At 72.0% G+C, this 15,807-nt stretch carries 6 protein-coding genes; 3 read left to right on the forward strand and 3 right to left on the reverse strand.

Features of this window, described 5'->3' with window-relative positions:
• Positions 1 to 48: 48 nt before the first annotated feature.
• The gene (locus BU204_RS05930; RefSeq protein ID WP_075124520.1) at positions 49 to 1,539 is read left to right on the forward strand and encodes a serine hydrolase domain-containing protein; all 1,491 of its coding nucleotides are present in this window, start codon (positions 49 to 51) and stop codon (positions 1,537 to 1,539) included.
• A 399-nt stretch (positions 1,540 to 1,938) separates the two neighbouring features.
• Here the strand turns inward: BU204_RS05930 and BU204_RS05935 are convergent, their stop codons facing one another.
• Both BU204_RS05935 and BU204_RS05940 read right to left on the reverse strand, forming a co-directional pair.
• Positions 1,939 to 4,299, reverse strand: coding sequence for a SpoIIE family protein phosphatase (locus tag BU204_RS05935; protein WP_233159391.1), 2,361 nt, complete (start codon positions 4,297 to 4,299; stop codon positions 1,939 to 1,941).
• The gene (locus BU204_RS05940; RefSeq protein WP_158073403.1) at positions 4,296 to 9,128 is read right to left on the reverse strand and encodes a HAMP domain-containing protein; all 4,833 of its coding nucleotides are present in this window, start codon (positions 9,126 to 9,128) and stop codon (positions 4,296 to 4,298) included. Before BU204_RS05940 ends, BU204_RS05935 begins: the two co-directional genes overlap by 4 nt.
• 199 nt (positions 9,129 to 9,327) lie before the next feature.
• Here BU204_RS05940 and BU204_RS05945 point away from each other — a divergent pair, with 199 nt between their 5' ends.
• Complete coding sequence (locus BU204_RS05945) at positions 9,328 to 10,866, forward strand: pentapeptide repeat-containing protein (protein WP_075124521.1); 1,539 nt, start codon at positions 9,328 to 9,330, stop codon at positions 10,864 to 10,866.
• Here the strand turns inward: BU204_RS05945 and BU204_RS05950 are convergent.
• Complete coding sequence (locus BU204_RS05950; protein WP_075124623.1) at positions 10,858 to 13,032, reverse strand: sensor histidine kinase; 2,175 nt, start codon at positions 13,030 to 13,032, stop codon at positions 10,858 to 10,860. The genes BU204_RS05945 and BU204_RS05950 overlap by 9 nt on opposite strands.
• A gap of 352 nt (positions 13,033 to 13,384) precedes the next feature.
• Here BU204_RS05950 and BU204_RS05955 point away from each other — a divergent pair, with 352 nt between their 5' ends.
• Complete coding sequence (locus BU204_RS05955; protein ID WP_083661031.1) at positions 13,385 to 15,793, forward strand: hybrid sensor histidine kinase/response regulator; 2,409 nt, start codon at positions 13,385 to 13,387, stop codon at positions 15,791 to 15,793.
• The last annotated feature ends 14 nt before the right edge of the window (positions 15,794 to 15,807 follow it).

Genomic DNA, 15,807 nt, shown 5'->3' on the forward strand with positions numbered 1-15,807 from the left:
ACAGGGGGCAATATTGTCATATTAGACGCAATATGATCATATTGCGCCATGTTCACTCGCTACCTGGGCGTCGCGCTGGTGCTGGGCGCCCTCCTGCTGGCCGGCGTGCCGGCCCAGGCCTCGACCACCCGGACCGACGTCGAGGCCTTCCTCGTGGAGCGCATGCGGGACATCGAGTCGCCCGGCCTGTCCTACGCCCTGGTCCAGCGGGACCGGGTCGTGCGCTCCGGCGCCTGGGGCACCGACGGGTTCGGCCGGCCGATGACCCCGCACACGCCGGTCGGGTTCGGCTCGGTGTCCAAGCCGGTGACCGCGACCGGCGTACTGCGCCTGGTCGACGCCGGCGTGGTCGGGCTCGACGACCCCGTCGTCCGCCACCTCCCCTGGTTCCGGCTCGCCGACCAGCGGGCCGCCGACCGGATCACGGTGCGCCACCTGCTGGAGCAGACCAGTGGCATCTCCGCTCGCGACGGGTACGACCGCTCGGACGTCGACGACAACGCACCGGGCGCGACCCGCCGCTGGGTCGAGAGCCTGGCCGAGGTGACGCCGACCGCCGCGCCGGGAGAGCGCCACCAGTACAGCCCGGCCAACGCGGTCGTCCTCGCCGCGCTGGTCGAGGAGACCACCGGGCTGTCCTTGCCGACGTACCTGCGGCGGGAGGTGTTCACGCCGCTGGACATGGCCGACACGATCGCCGACGCCCGCGACGCCGAGCGGATGCCGCCGGGGCACGAGTTCTACTTCGGCACCGTGCGCGACGCCGAGCGCACGTTCGACACCTCCGGCCTCGCCTACGGCTACCTCGGCGGCAGCGTCACCGACCTCGCCCACCTCGCCGTCCCGCTGCTGACCGACGGCCGCTACGGCGGCGGCCGGTTCCTGAGCGAGCGGCTCGTCGACGCCCTGCGGCGCGGTGGTCCCCCGGCCGCGGGCGGGCACTACCCGCTCGGCTGGCGGACCGGAACCCTCCGCCAGACCGACACGCCGATCGTCTGGCACGCCGGCGGGGCGCCGGGCTACCACAGCATCCTCATCACGGCGCCGACCGCCGGCTGGGCGATCGCCGTCCAGCAGAACGTCTACTCGCCGCTCCACGACGCGGCGCTGAACTCCGCCGCCTTCGGTGCGCTGGCCATCACCCTCGGTGGCGCCCCGGATCCGCTCCCCGAGGACCCCACGGAGACCGCGGCGCTCGTCGGACTGGTCGCGCTCACCCTGGCACTGGCCGCCGGGCTCGCCTGGCAGCTCCGCCGACTGGTCCGGCGACAACCCGCTCCCGCCCGCCGAGCACGAGCCAGGACGGCGCTGAGCACGGCCGCGTGGTGCGGGCTGGGCATCGTGTCCGCCCTCGCCGTCTGGCTGTGGCTGCCCGGCTCGTTCGACCTGCGCCTGCGGCACATCCTGCGGTTCATGCCCGACATCGGCCAGCTCGCGGTCACGGTGCTGGTGATCGGTCCGGCGCTGACCGCCGCGCGGCTTGCGGTACTGCTGGCCGAGACGCGCCGCCAAGGCGCAGCGCGGCGAGCGGGGGTGTGAAGAGGTGCCCGAGGGCTGTGCGGACGCGCCCTACCACCGTGTGGTGCCGGTGCGCGGGACGCAGGGGACGCGCTCCAGGTAGGCCTTGCGCAGCCCCTTCCCGGGCCCGGTGGGCCAGGGTCGCCACCGCCTCGGGCGTCATGCCGACCAGCGGCGCGACCTCGGCCGGCGACTCGTTCATCACCTCCAGGTGCCACAGGACGAACCGCCACCGCTCCGGCAGGGTCGCGAACGCGTCGTCCGCCAACGACGGGTGCGCTTCTCGGTCCATCGGAAGCCCCTCCCACTCCGATCGCCCTCGACCATGCATCTGCACGTGCATTATGTCGTGCAACTGCGTGACGAGTGTTACACGCTCCGAGATTTGTGGCGCGCCGAAAGCGGGATGTGGGTGAGGCCTCAGGTGACCTGGAGGCCGACGACGCACGTGTCGTCGTCGGTGTTGGAGGCGTTGCCGTGGAGCAGGGCATCGAGGCGGTCCTCGAGCGGACCCTCGTACTCGGCCGACTTCCGCAGCAGCCGGGCGACGCACTCGTCCCAGTGCGCGTCGCGGCGTTCGATCAGGCCGTCGGTGTACAGCAGGAGCGTGTCGTCCTGCTCCAGCCGCACCTGGTCCTCGGTGTAGGTCGCGTTCTCCGACGCGCCGAGCAGCACGCCCCGCAGGGCGGGCAACGCCATCGCGTCGTGCCCACGCACCAGGACCGGGGTGGGGTGCCCGGCGCGTGCCCAGCGCAGGACCCGCGTGTCCGGCTCGTAGATGCCGCAGACCGCGGTCGCGAAGATCCGGTCGGCGAGGTGGCGGGCGACGAGGTTCAACCAGGTCAACAGCTGTCCGGGCCCGGCGCCCGTGGCCGCGAGCCCGCGCAGGGCGTTGCGCAGGACCACCATCCCGGTGGCCGCGGTGATCCCGTGGCCGGCGATGTCGCCGACCGAGATGAGCACCTGCTTGGTCGGCAGCACCAACGCGTCGTACCAGTCGCCGCCGACCGAGTGGTGCTGCTCGGTGGGCCGGTAGCGCACGGCGATGCGGAGCCCGGACGCCTCGATCGAGGGCTGGGCCGGCATGATCGCCTGCTGGAGCTGGAGGGCCAGCCGGTTCTGTTCGGCGATGTGCTGCTCGCTGTGCGCGAGCTGGTCCCGGGTCGCCGACAGCGCGACCTCGGTCCAGTGCTGCGCGGAGATGTCCTGGTACACCCCGCGGACCATGAGCAGGTGGCCCGCCGCGTCGAGCACCGGTTCGGCGATGACCCGGATATGGCGCGTGATGCCGTTCGGGCGGACCAGGCGGAACGCGACCGAGCCCGAACGACGGCGGTGCAGGACCGTGCGCAGGAAGGACGTGATGGCCCTGGCGTCGTCGTCGTGGGCGTAGCGGGTCAGCTGGGCCAGCGGCACGGGGTCGGCCGTCGGCTCGAGCCCGTAGAGCGAGTACAGCTGCGCGCTCCAGGTGATCTCGCCGGTGGCGGTGTTCTCCTCGAAACCGCCGACCCGCCCCAGCCGCTGCGCGTGCTGGAGCAGCGTCGCCAACCGCGCCGCCTTGTCCTCGACCCGCCAGACCAGGAGCACGCCGTCGCCGTGGCGGCTGATGCTCACGCTCGCGACGACGGTCAGCGGCACCTGGTCCACCAGCTCGGTGAACCGCATCCGGTCGGCTCGGAAGGGCTCACCGGTGGCGTGGACGTGCTCCACCTTCTCGAACAGCTGCCCCGGCCCCGAGGCCATCGGATAGGCCTCCAGCAGCAGCGCACCGTTGATGAGCCCGCGGGGCCTGCCGGCCGGGTCGACGAACGCGGTGTTGGCGTGGTGGATCCGGAAGTCCATCAACGCGCCGGTCGCGCTCAGCTGGGGCCGCAGCACGAGGGCGGAGTCGAACAGCCCGTCGGCCAGGGTCACCAGATCGGCCACGTCCGGCCGGGAGCCCCCGGGACCGGTGCCCGTGCCACCGTCCAGGGTGTGCGAGCACAGCTCGGCCAGCGCCTCGAGCTGGCGCTGGACCTGGGGGGTCTGCGGCTCCAGCGGGTAGGGCCAGCACACCTCCAGCACGCCGAGCAGCCGCCCGCCGGTTCCCGCGGGGATGGCGACGCGCCCGCCGGACCGGCCGATCGAGGGCAGCCCCGAGCTCTGCAGGTCCTCCACCCAGACCGTCGCCCGTTCCGCCAGGGCCCGGCGGGCGAGGGTGGCCACCCCCGGCGGGACGTGCCGCCACCGGGTCGCCTCGTCGGGGGCGATACCGGCGAACCCGGCCAGGGACAGCGACGAGTCCGCGGCCGCGGCCCAGATCGCGACCGCACTCGCCCCGAGCGGAGCGACCGCGTGGGCCAGCATCGACTCGGCGACCCGCTGGGAGTCGCCGCCGGCGAGGACGGCGCTCTCCGCCGTGCGCAGCCGCACCGCGGTCGTCGGCGTCTCGCGGGCCGTCTGCATCATGAACTCGTCGACGACCTCGGTGATCCTGTCCCGGGCCGCCTGGTTGACCAGGTCGGCCGCAAGCTCGAGCGGCGTGATCCCGGCCTGCTCGGCGAGCGACCCCAGCTGTCGCGCGGCCTGCGCCGGCCCGAGGTGCAGCCGCTCGACCAGCACGCCCTTGGCCATCTCGATCAGTGCGCGACCCTCCGCGGCCGCGTGCGCCTCCGCGACCTCGCCGCGCAGCTTCTCCACGGTCGCGGCGAGCCGGGACAGCGTGGTGGCCGAGGGCGGTACCGGGGCGTCCGGCTCGGTCACCGTACCGGTCCCGGCGTTGGCCTCGGGGCCGTCGATCACTGGCCGAACCACCGCTTCACGCAGGCGACCAGGTGGTCGGCGTCGACCGGCTTGGTCACGTAGTCGTTCGCGCCGGACGCGAGGCTCTTCTCCCGGTCCCCCAGCATCGCCTTGGCGGTGACCGCGATGATCGGCAGCGACGCGTGCTCAGGCATCGCCCGGATGGCGGCGGTGGCGGCGTAACCGTCCATCTCCGGCATCATCACGTCCATCAGCACGAGGTCGATCTCCGGGTGCGCGGTGAGGGTCTCGATGCCCTCCCTGCCGTTCTCCGCGTGCAGGACGTGCACGCCGTGCAGCTCGAGGATGCTGCTCAGGGCGAAGAGGTTCCTGGCGTCGTCGTCGACGATCAGCACCGTGCGGCCCGCGAGCTTCCCGTCGATCTCCTGCGGGACCGGTCGGGGCGCCTCCTCGCGGCGGACCAGGGGCACCACGTCGCCGGGTGCCTTCGCGGCGAGGTGCAGCGCGATCCGCTCCCGCAGCTCGTCCAGGCTGGACAGCATCTCCAGGGGCTGGCTGCCGATCCTGGCCTGGAGCAGGCGCTCCTGCTCGGGGTCCACCCGCCGGCTGTTGTGGGCGAGGACCGGCACCGTGCGCAGGGCCGAGTCGCCGTCCATGGTCTCCAGGAGCTGCACCGCGGACTTGCCGAGGATGTCCAGCTCCAGCACGACGCAGTGGAACGCCTCGGCGGCGAGGGCCTCGGCTGCCTCCTGGGCACCCACGACCGACACGACCTGCACCGGACCCCGCGGGTCGTGGCTGCCCGCGACGTCGGCCGCGGCACTCTCCGCGACCAGCGAGAGCAGGCCCTGCGGCCGTTCCTCCACGACCAGCAGCCTGCGCCGCGGGGCCGAGCCGTCCTCGGCCGGGGTGCCCGCGGCCGAGTCCGACGCGGTGAGCTGCCCGTTGCCCGCGCCACGGGGCTCCTCGGCCTGGCCGCCGTCGGAGAAGTCCGGTCGCACGACCGGCAGGTAGAGGGTGAAGGTGCTGCCGGCGCCGAGCGCGCTGTCGGCGGTGATGGCACCGCCGAGCAGGTAGGCGATCTCCCGGCTGATCGACAGGCCGAGCCCGGTTCCGCCGTACTTGCGGCTGGTCGTGCCGTCCGCCTGCTGGAACGCACCGAAGATCGACTCCAGCTGGTGCTCGGCGATGCCGATACCGGTGTCGATGACGCGGAAGGCGATGGCCGGCCCGTGCCGCCGGACGGCCGCCGGGACCTCCTTCGGGGAGGCGGGCTCGATGTGCAGCTCCACCCCGCCGGTCTCGGTGAACTTCACCGCGTTGGACAGCAGGTTGCCCAGCACCTGCCGCAGCCGCGAGTCGTCGGTGACGATCTCGGTGGCGACGTCGGGAGCGGTCGTGACCGTGAAACCCAGGCTCTTCTGGGTCGTCATCGGGCGGAACGTGGCCTCCACGTAGTCCAGCAACCGGTGCAGCGGCACCTTCTCCGGGTTGATGTCCATCTTGCCGGCCTCGACCTTGGAGAGGTCGAGGATGTCGTTGATCAGCTGGAGCAGGTCGGACCCGGCGGAGTGGATGATGCCCGCGTACTCCACCTGCTTGGGGGTGAGGTTGCGGTTGGGGTTCTGCGCGAGCAGCTGGGCCAGGATCAGCAGGCTGTTGAGCGGGGTGCGCAGCTCGTGGCTCATGTTGGCCAGGAACTCCGACTTGTACTTGGAGGCCAGCGCGAGCTGCTGGGCTCGGGCCTCCAGCTCCTGCCGCGCCTGCTCGATCTCCAGGTTCTTGGTCTCGATGTCCCGGTTCTGGGTGGCCAGCAGCGCCGCCTTCTCCTCGAGCTCGGCGTTGGAGAGCTGGAGCTCCTCCTGCCTGGCCTGCAGCTCCTCGGACCGGGCCTGCAGCTCGGTGGCCAGCCGCTGGGACTCGACCAGGAGCTCGTCGGTCCGGGCGTTGGCGATGATCGTGTTGACGTTCACCCCCACCGTCTCCATCAGCTGCTCGAGGAAGTCGCGGTGGATGCTGGTGAACGGCTGCACCGAGGCCAGCTCGATCACCCCGAGCACCTGCTCCTCCACCACCATCGGGAGCAGGATCAGGTTGACCGGCGCGACCCGGCCGAGGCCGGAGGAGATCGTGAGGTAGTCGGCGGGGATGTCGCCGACCAGGATGGGCCGGCGGCTGCGCGCGGCCTGCCCGACCAGCGACTGGCCGAAGACGAACCGGGGTGCCGTGCCGACCGGGTCCGGGCTGCCGTAGGAGCCGATCAGCTTCAGCTCCGGCGTCTCCGAGGCGTCATCGGCCAGGTAGAACGCGCCGTACTGGGCCGAGACGAGCGGGGTCAGCTCATCCATGATCAGCTCGGCGACCACGCCGAGGTCGCGGCGCCCCTGCATCAGGCTGGAGATGTGGGCGAGGTTGGTCTTGAGCCAGTCCTGGTCCTGGTTGGCCTTGGTGGTCTCGCGCAGCGACTCCACCATCGAGTTGATGTTGTCCTTCAGCTCGGCCACCTCGCCGGAGGCCTCCACGGTGATCGACCGGGTGAGGTCGCCCTCGGCGACGGCGCTGGTCACCCCGGCGATGGCCCGGACCTGCCGGGTGAGGTTGCCGGCGAGCTCGTTCACGTTCTCGGTGAGGCGCTTCCAGGTGCCCGAGACACCCTCCACCTCGGCCTGCCCACCCAGCCGGCCCTCGCTGCCGACCTCGCGCGCCACGCGGGTGACCTCGGCGGCGAACGCGGAGAGCTGGTCGACCATCGTGTTGATCGTGGTCTTGAGGGCCAGGATCTCGCCGCGGGCGTCGACGTCGATCTTGCGCGTGAGGTCGCCCTGCGCGACCGCCGTGGTCACCTGGGCGATGTTGCGCACCTGGTTGGTCAGGTTGTTCGCCATCGAGTTGACGTTGTCGGTGAGGTCCTTCCAGGTCCCCGCCACGTTGGGCACCCTCGCCTGGCCGCCGAGGATGCCCTCGGTGCCCACCTCGCGCGCCACGCGCGTCACCTCGTCGGCGAACGCCGACAGCGTGTCCACCATCGTGTTGATCACACCGGCCAGGGCGGCCACCTCGCCCTTGGCCTCCACCGTGATCTTCTGGGACAGGTCGCCGCGCGCGACGGCGGTGGCGACCTGGGCGATCGACCGCACCTGGCCGGTGAGGTTGGACGCCATCACGTTGACGTTGTCGGTGAGGTCCTTCCACGTCCCGGACACGCCGCGCACTGTGGCCTGGCCGCCGAGGTTGCCCTCGGTGCCGACCTCGCGGGACACCCGGGTGACCTCGTCGGCGAAGGCCGAGAGCTGGTCGACCATCGTGTTGATGGTCTCCTTCAGCTCCAGGATCTCGCCCCGCGCGTCCACCCGGATCTTCTGGGTCATGTCGCCGCGGGCCACCGCCGTGGTCACCTGGGCGATCGAACGCACCTGGGCGGTCAGGTTGTCCGCCATGACGTTGACGGACTCGGTCAGATCCTTCCAGGTGCCGGAGACGCCCTTGACGTCGGCCTGACCACCCAACCGCCCCTCGGTGCCGACCTCCCGCGACACCCGGGTCACCTCGTCGGCGAACGACGAGAGCTGGTCGACCATCGTGTTGATGGTCTCCTTCAGCTCCAGGATCTCGCCCCGCGCGTCCACCCGGATCTTCTGCGTGAGGTCACCGCGGGCCACCGCCGTCGCGACCTGGGCGATCGAGCGCACCTGGGCGGTCAGGTTGCCGGCCATGAAGTTCACCGAGTCGGTCAGGTCGCGCCAGGTGCCCGAGACACCCTTCACGTCGGCCTGCCCGCCGAGGATGCCCTCGGTGCCGACCTCCCGCGACACCCGGGTGACCTCGTCGGCGAACGAGGACAGCTGGTCGACCATCGTGTTGACCGTGTTCTTCAGCTCGAGGATCTCGCCCCGCGCGGTCACGGTGATCTTCTGGGAGAGGTCGCCGCCCGCCACCGCCGTGGTGACCTGGGCGATGTTGCGAACCTGGTCGGTGAGGTTGCCGGCCATGAAGTTCACCGAGTCGGTCAGGTCGCGCCAGATGCCCGAGACACCCGTCACGTCGGCCTGCCCGCCGAGGAGGCCCTCGCTGCCGACCTCCCGGGCCACCCGGGTGACCTCGTCGGCGAAAGAGGACAGCTGGTCGACCATCGTGTTGATGGTCTCCTTCAGCTCCAGGAGCTCGCCCCGCGCGTCCACCCCGATCTTCTGCGTGAGGTCACCGCGGGCCACCGCCGTGGTGACCTGGGCGATGTTGCGAACCTGGTCGGTGAGGTTGCCGGCCATGAAGTTCACCGAGTCGGTCAGGTCGCGCCAGACGCCGGCGACGCCGGGCACCTGGGCCTGGCCGCCGAGTTGGCCCTCGCTGCCGACCTCCCTGGCCACCCGGGTGACCTCGTCGGCGAAAGAGGACAGCTGGTCGACCATCGTGTTGACGGTGTCCTTCAGCTCGAGGATCTCACCGCGGGCGTCCACGTCGATCTTCTGGGACAGGTCGCCCCGCGCCACCGCGGTGGCGACCTGGGCGATGTCGCGGACCTGGCTGGTGAGGTTGCCCGCCATCGCGTTCACCGAGTCGGTGAGGTCCGCCCAGGTGCCGGAGACGCCGGGCACCTCGGCCTGGCCGCCGAGCCGGCCCTCGCTGCCGACCTCCCGTGCGACCCGGGTCACCTCCGAGGTGAACAGCGACAGCTGGTCGACCATGCCGTTGAAGACCGTCGCGATCTCGCCGAGGATGCCGTCGGCCTCCTCGGGCAGCCGGGTGCGGAAGTCCCCGTCGCGTACCGCGGTCAACCCGGCCAGGAGCTGGCGCAGCTCGACCTGGTCCCCCACCACGACCCCGCCCACGAGATCGTCATGAGCGGGTCGACGAGCAACCTCTGCCGCCATGTCTGACACCTCGTACCCCATCCGCTCGTCCAGCTCGAACCACGCCCAGTGCAGCACCGGGGCTGGGGGAGCATAATCGCCGCGTTCGGCACACTCCGTGCAGCCAAGCATCACAGATGACCACGGCCATGTCGAAGACTCGAACGCCGAGCGGCGGAGCCGGTCGCCCACCTCCGACCCGCCCGTATGCTCCGGCCGCGTGCGGTATCTGACGGTGGACGACCTCACGGACGTCGAACGCCGCCTCGTCGACGCGGTGGCGAGCGGCGAACCGCTCGACCTCGTCGGACCGGACGAGGCGACCGACCCGGCGGCGAGGACCGGTTGGGGTCCGGAGCGCACCGTTCGCGGTGAGCTGGTGCGCCAGCTCCTGCTCGACCGGTTCGGCTGGACCGCCGGCGACCGGCCGGACCCGCGCGGGGTGCGGCTGCGGGGCGCTCGCCTGGCCGGCGGGCTCGACCTCGCGGAGGTCGAGTCCCGGTTGCCGCTGAGCCTGGTGGACTGCGTGGCCGAGGACACCGTCCGGCTCACCGGCAGCCGGCTGTCCGCGGTGGACCTCTCCGGCCTGGTGGGGACCAACGTCGTCGCCCGCGAGGCGACCATCGAACGGGCCATGCGGCTGGCCGGGGCCAGGCTGGAGTGCCGCAGTCCCGAGGGGACCCTCGACCTCGGCGGGACGCGGCTCGGGACCTGGCTCGACCTCGCCGGAAGCCACCTGGTCAACACCGACCCGGAGGGTGCCGTGTTCAACGGCAACGACCTGAGCACCGGGGCCGGGATCTTCCTCAGCCAGGGCTTCCGCGCCGAGGGCGGCGGACCGCTCGGCACCGTCCGGCTCTCCGGGGCGACGATCGGCGGCCAGGCCGTGCTCACCGGCGCGTCGCTGCGCAACGCGGCGGGGCCAGCCCTCGTCGCCGACTACCTGAGAACCCGCAGCAACCTGATGCTGGGCGGGGAGTTCCACGCGGAGGGGCGGTACGAGAGCGGCACCCTGCGCCTGCTGGGAGCCGACATCGGGGGCCGCCTCGTCGGCGACAACGGCCGGGTCGACGCGATCGACCCCGACCACCTCGCGGTGAACCTCGCGCAGACCCATGTGGCCGGGGACCTGTTCCTGCCCGCCGACTTCACCGACGGGCTGCTCCTGCTGACCGGCCTGACCTACGACGGGATGGCCCGCCGGGCGAGCCTGGGCCAGTGGCTGGACATGCTGGCGAACCGGACCCCGCACTACGCCAGCCAACCCTACTTCCAGCTGGCGAGCGCGCACCAGGCGGCGGGGCATGAGCGCGACGTGCGGCGGATCCACCTGGCCCGGCAGCGGGACCTGCTGCGGCGCGGCGACCTGGACTTCTGGGGTCGCCTCTGGCACCGGATCACTGGCCTCACCGTCGGCTACGGCTACCGGCCGGTGACCGCGCTGGTGTGGTGGACCGGCACCGTGGCGTTGTCCGTCCTGCTGATCACCGCGGTGGCCGGCCCGTCCGGCGCGGTCCAACGCTCGGCGGTCGGGGACGGTCGGCCGAGCGCCTGTTCGGCGGCGGAACAGGTCGGCCTCGCGCTCACGATGGCGACACCGCTGGTGAAGCCCGGCAGCCAGCAGCCCTGCCTGATCGACACGACCTCGCACGTCGGCCAGGTCGTGATCGCCGGGACCTGGGTCCTGCAGGCCCTCGGCTGGGCGTTCGTCACGTTGTTCGTCGCGGGCTTCACCGGGTTGGTGCGCAGGTCACCCTGAGGCGGCGCGGGTCCCGGCCGGGGCGGGCCGGTTGGGAAGGTGGACGGTCACGGTGGTGCCGGTGGGTAGGTTCGGGGTGATCGCGATGGTGCCGTGGTGGCGGATGACGATCGCGCGGGTCGTGGCGAGACCGAGGCCGGTACCCGGGACCTGGTGGTGCCGGGTGGCGGTGGTGCGGAAGAAGTAGTCGAACACCTTGCCCCGCTCGTCGGCCGGGATGCCGGCGCCGTTGTCGGCGACGGCGAGCCTGACGGTGTCAGGCCCGGCGCAGAGGCACACGTGGACGAGGCCGCCGTGGGGACTGTGCTTGACCGCGTTGGTGAGCAGGTTGTCGACCACCTGACGCAGCCGTGCGGCGTCGCCGAGGACGACGGGCCGGGCGTCGATCTCCAGGCTCAGCTCCACGTCGGCGGGGCGGGCCACCTCCGCCGCTGCCTGGTGGAGCAGGTCGGCCAGGTCGACCTGCTCCCTGGTCATCGGCTCGGTACTGGTCTGGAGGTCGACCAGGTCGAGCAGCCGGGTGATCACGTCGTGGAGCGTGGTCGCGTTGCGGCCGATGATCTCGATGATCTGGTTGACCAGCTCGGGAGGCGCGCCCGGGTCGGCCCGGAGCATGTCGGTATAGGAGATGATCGACGTCAACGGGGTGCGGATCTCGTGCCCGGCGAGCCCGAGGAAGGCCTGGCGGCTCTGGCTCAGCTCCTCGGCCAGGTGGTCCTGCTCGGAGTGGGCCAGGAACCGCCCGAGCTGCGCCGCGATGCCTTCCAGCAGCGCGGTCAGCAGCACCTCGTCGGTTTCGGGGGCGGCGGAGAAGCAGGCGAGCACGCCGACGGACTCCCGGTCACGCACCGGGACGGCGATGGCCGTGCGCAGCCCGGCGGCGGCATAGGCCCGCCGCGGCGCGCCGTCGCCGTCGGGTCGTGGGCCGTGCGGGGCGGAGAGGTCCGGTACCCAGAGCGGTTCGCCGGTTGCCCAGACCGTTCCGCTGATGCCCTCGCCGCGCGCCGCGGTGCCCGGCCCGGCGACCGACGGCAGGTGGGGTGCGCTCGACTGGGCGGCGAGCCGCAGGGGGCCAGTCTGGTCGGCCAGCCACAGCTCGGCGTGTGCCCACCGCAGCGCCGTGCGGACCGAGGTCAGGACCGTGACGCCCCGGTCCGCTGTCGGCTCGGGGTCGGTCAGGGCGTGGAACACCTCCATCGCGCAGGTGTAGAAGCGCTCGGCGCGGCGAACGGCGGTGACATCGTGCATCGCCACCACCGCACCCACGGGCGGGTCATCGGCTCCCGCCCGTCCACCGGCGCGGACCGGTCGGGCCTTGACCACGAAAGTCCGTTCCGCCCGCTCCGGCAGCCGGACGACGACCTCCCTGTCGTGCACCGGTTCCCCGTGCAGCGCCCGCCACAGGGCCGTCTCCCGGACCCGCAGCGGCGTCCCGTCGGAGCGGAACAGCGCTCCCTTGACCAGGTCCGCGAGACGGGTGGGCACGGCTCCTGGCGGATCCCCCAACAGCCGCCGGGCGGCCGGGTTGGACAGCACGACCGCCCCGTTGCTCAGGCACCCGAGGACCGCCGGGTCGAGGCTGTCCAGCAGAGCGGCGAGAAACGGCTCCCACAGGTCCAGGTCGGACTCCCCCTCCGTCCGGTACGAACGCGACGGGGCGCGGTCGGCCTGGCCGGTCGGGAGTGGACCGATGATCTGGCTGAGGCGGAGCAGCACGGAGAGCTCGGCGTCGGTCCATGAGCGCGGCCGGGTGTCCATGACCGACAGGGCGCCGAGCGGCTGGTCGTCGGTGCCACGCAGGGGAACACCGAGGAACGCGCGCACGCCGTGGTCGCGCGCCAGCCGGTGCCCCCGCAGGTCGGGGTCGGCCGTCATGTCCTCGCTGAACACGGGATGGTCGGCGCTCACCACGTACTTGCACACCGACCACGACAACGGCGCGTCAGAGCCCCGCACCAGCTCCGCGGGCAGGTTGTACACGCCGGCGAGGTGCTCGTGCTCGGCCCCGACCAGGGTCACGGTACCCATCGTGGCCTCCACCCACTGGGCGGCCACGCGGGCGATGGCGTCCAGGGGCATCGCGAGCGTCGCCAGTACCCGCGTCCCTCGCTCGACCGCCGCCGTGCGGCGCGGGCGGGCCAGCACGGCACGATCCTCGGTAGGCAACGTCCCTCCGCGGGTCTCGGGGAAAGGCTTGACCGAGAATCCCACGAACCGGACCGGATTTGCGGGAATCTCGCCGGCGAACCCGTTGGAGGAGGAAAGCCACCCGTTCGAGCTCATCACCCGGGTGGAGAAAACACGTGCCGCCCCCCTTCTGCCGTCACGCGTGCCCGGTCGGCAGCACCGACCCGTTCGAGACGACCCAGCACTACGCCTTGTCACACCGCTGCTGCGCGGAAAGCGCGCACCTCGCTGACCGCCTCGGCACGACCTGCGGCCGAGCGGGGAAACGGCTATCACTGACGACGGAACAGGTCGAGTTTCCGCAGTTCAGGGTGGGACAAGGAGCGAGACGGTGGGAGTGGCGGAGCCGCCCGCGAGCACGTCGCGGGCGGGTGCGAGAAGAACGTGGCGGCGGTGGACGGTGGGCCGGCTGTTGGCCCTCGGCTACACGTTCGCGATCGGTGGTCTGCTGATCGTCGGGTTGAGCTCCTACCTCCGTATCGAGGAGCTGCTCGAGGACCGTCAACCGGTGGACCGCACCTACGACGTCCTGGCCGAGATCTCCCAGTTGCGGCTGACGGTGCTGGAGGCCGAGCGGAGCCAGCGCGGGTTCCTCTTCAGCGGAGACGAGGGCCAGTTCAGCGCCTACCGGCTCGCCGTCGACACCGTCGACCGAACCGTGGCCTCGCTGGCCGACCTGACCTCCGAGAACCCGGACCACCAACGCACGCTGGGCCGGCTGCAGCCGCTGCTCGACGACAAGCGGGACGAGCTGGCGCAGCTGGTCGACCTGCGGCGCGACTCGACCGCGGCAGCCGTGCGGCGACTGCTCTCGCTGGACGGGAGCGCCGATGTCGGAGCACGCATCGACCAGGTGCTGGCCGACATGCGCGCCGAGGAGCGGCGGCTGCTGGACCGTCGCCAGGTGGTCAGCGCCAGCAGCGCCAACCAGACCCAGCACGTCGTCGTGACCACGCTGGCCGTCGCCATGCTCAGCGCCGTCGGTGCCTGGGTGGTGACCCGCAGGGTGACCGTGCCGGTCCGGCGGGTCACCGCGGCCGCGTGCCGGGTGGCCGCGGGGGACGCCACCGCGCGGGTCGAGGTGGCCGGCCCGGCCGAGATGGTGGAGATGGCGCTCGCGGTGAACGCCTCGACCGAGGCGATGGGCAGGGCCAGGGACCAGGCTGTCGCGGCGAGCCTGGCCAAGGCGACGTTCCTGGCCACCATGAGCCACGAGATCCGCACCCCGATGAACGCCGTGATCGGCATGACCGGCCTGCTGATGGACACCGACCTCGACCCCGAGCAGCGAGAGCTCGTGACGACGGTCCGCGACAGTGGCGAGGCACTGCTCGACATCATCAACGGCATCCTGGACTACTCGAAGATCGAGGCGGGGAAGCTACAGCTCGAGGACGCCTCGTTCGACATCGTCGAGTGTGTCGACAGCGCGCTGGCGCTGGTCTCCCTGCCCGCCGCGGAGAAGGGGCTCGAGCTCGTCGGACACGTCGACCCGAGCTGTCCCCAGGTGCTGCGCGGGGACGCGACGCGCTTCCGGCAGATCCTGGTCAACCTGCTCAGCAACGCGGTCAAGTTCACCGCGCGGGGCGAGGTGACCGTGACCGTCGACGCCGTCCCGGCACCAGGTGGGGGCGAGCAGGACGACGCTCTGCTGGTGCGGGCCACCGTGCGCGACACCGGGATCGGCATCTCCCACGAGCAGCTCGAGCACGTGTTCCGCTCGTTCAACCAGGCCGACACCTCGACCACCCGCCGCTACGGCGGCACCGGCCTCGGTCTGACGATCAGCCGCCAGCTCGCCCGGGCGATGGGTGGCGACCTTACGGTCAGCAGCGCGCCCGGCACGGGGTCGACGTTCACGTTCACCGCGGTCATGCACCGCGCCGCCGGCCACGACGTGGACGGTACGAGCAGGCCGGACATCACCCGCCTGTCGGGCCGCACTGCCCTGATCGTCGACGACAACGCCACGAACCGCCGGGTGCTGCGGGCCGAGCTGAGCAAGTGGGGGATGCGCTGCGAGGACGTCGACTCGGCTGCGGCGGCGTTGGCCCTGGTTCGTTCCGGCAGCCGCTTCGACGTCGCCGTCCTGGACATGCAGATGCCCGAGACGAACGGACTGCAGCTGGGCATCCAGCTTCGCCAGCTGCCCTCCGTGGCCACCATGCCGCTGGTGCTGCTGAGCAGCATGACCGCACGGCCCGACCCGCTCGACTCCCGGATCTTCGATGCGATGCTGGCCAAACCGGCGCGCGTGAACACCTTGCTGACCACGCTGATCGGCGTGCTCTCCACCCACCCCGCCCGCACCGTCGAGCCGGCCGCACCCCCGCGGCCCGAGCCGGGGCAGAGCGCCCGGCTGCGCATCCTGCTGGCCGAGGACAACCCGGTGAACCAGAAGGTCGCCCAGCTCATGTTGGGCAGGCTCGGCCACCGGGTGGACGTCGTCGGCAACGGCCACGAAGCGGTCGCCGCGGCCCGCCGCGGCGGGTACGACGTCGTGCTGATGGACGTCCAGATGCCCGAGCTCGACGGCCTCGCCGCCACCCGCGTCATCCGCCAGGAGCTGACGGTCGACCGCCAGCCGTACATCATCGCGATGACCGCGAGCGCGCTCGTCCAGGACCGCACCGCGTGCGAGGCCGCCGGCATGGACGACTACCTCTCCAAACCCGTCCGCGCGAGCGACCTCGCCGCGGCGCTCGCCCCCCTGCGCCCCGTCCAGTCCGGCGGCGCATGAGCCCCACGACCGTG

This window comes from Actinophytocola xanthii (assembly GCF_001921205.1).
Classification (GTDB): domain Bacteria; phylum Actinomycetota; class Actinomycetes; order Mycobacteriales; family Pseudonocardiaceae; genus Actinophytocola; species Actinophytocola xanthii.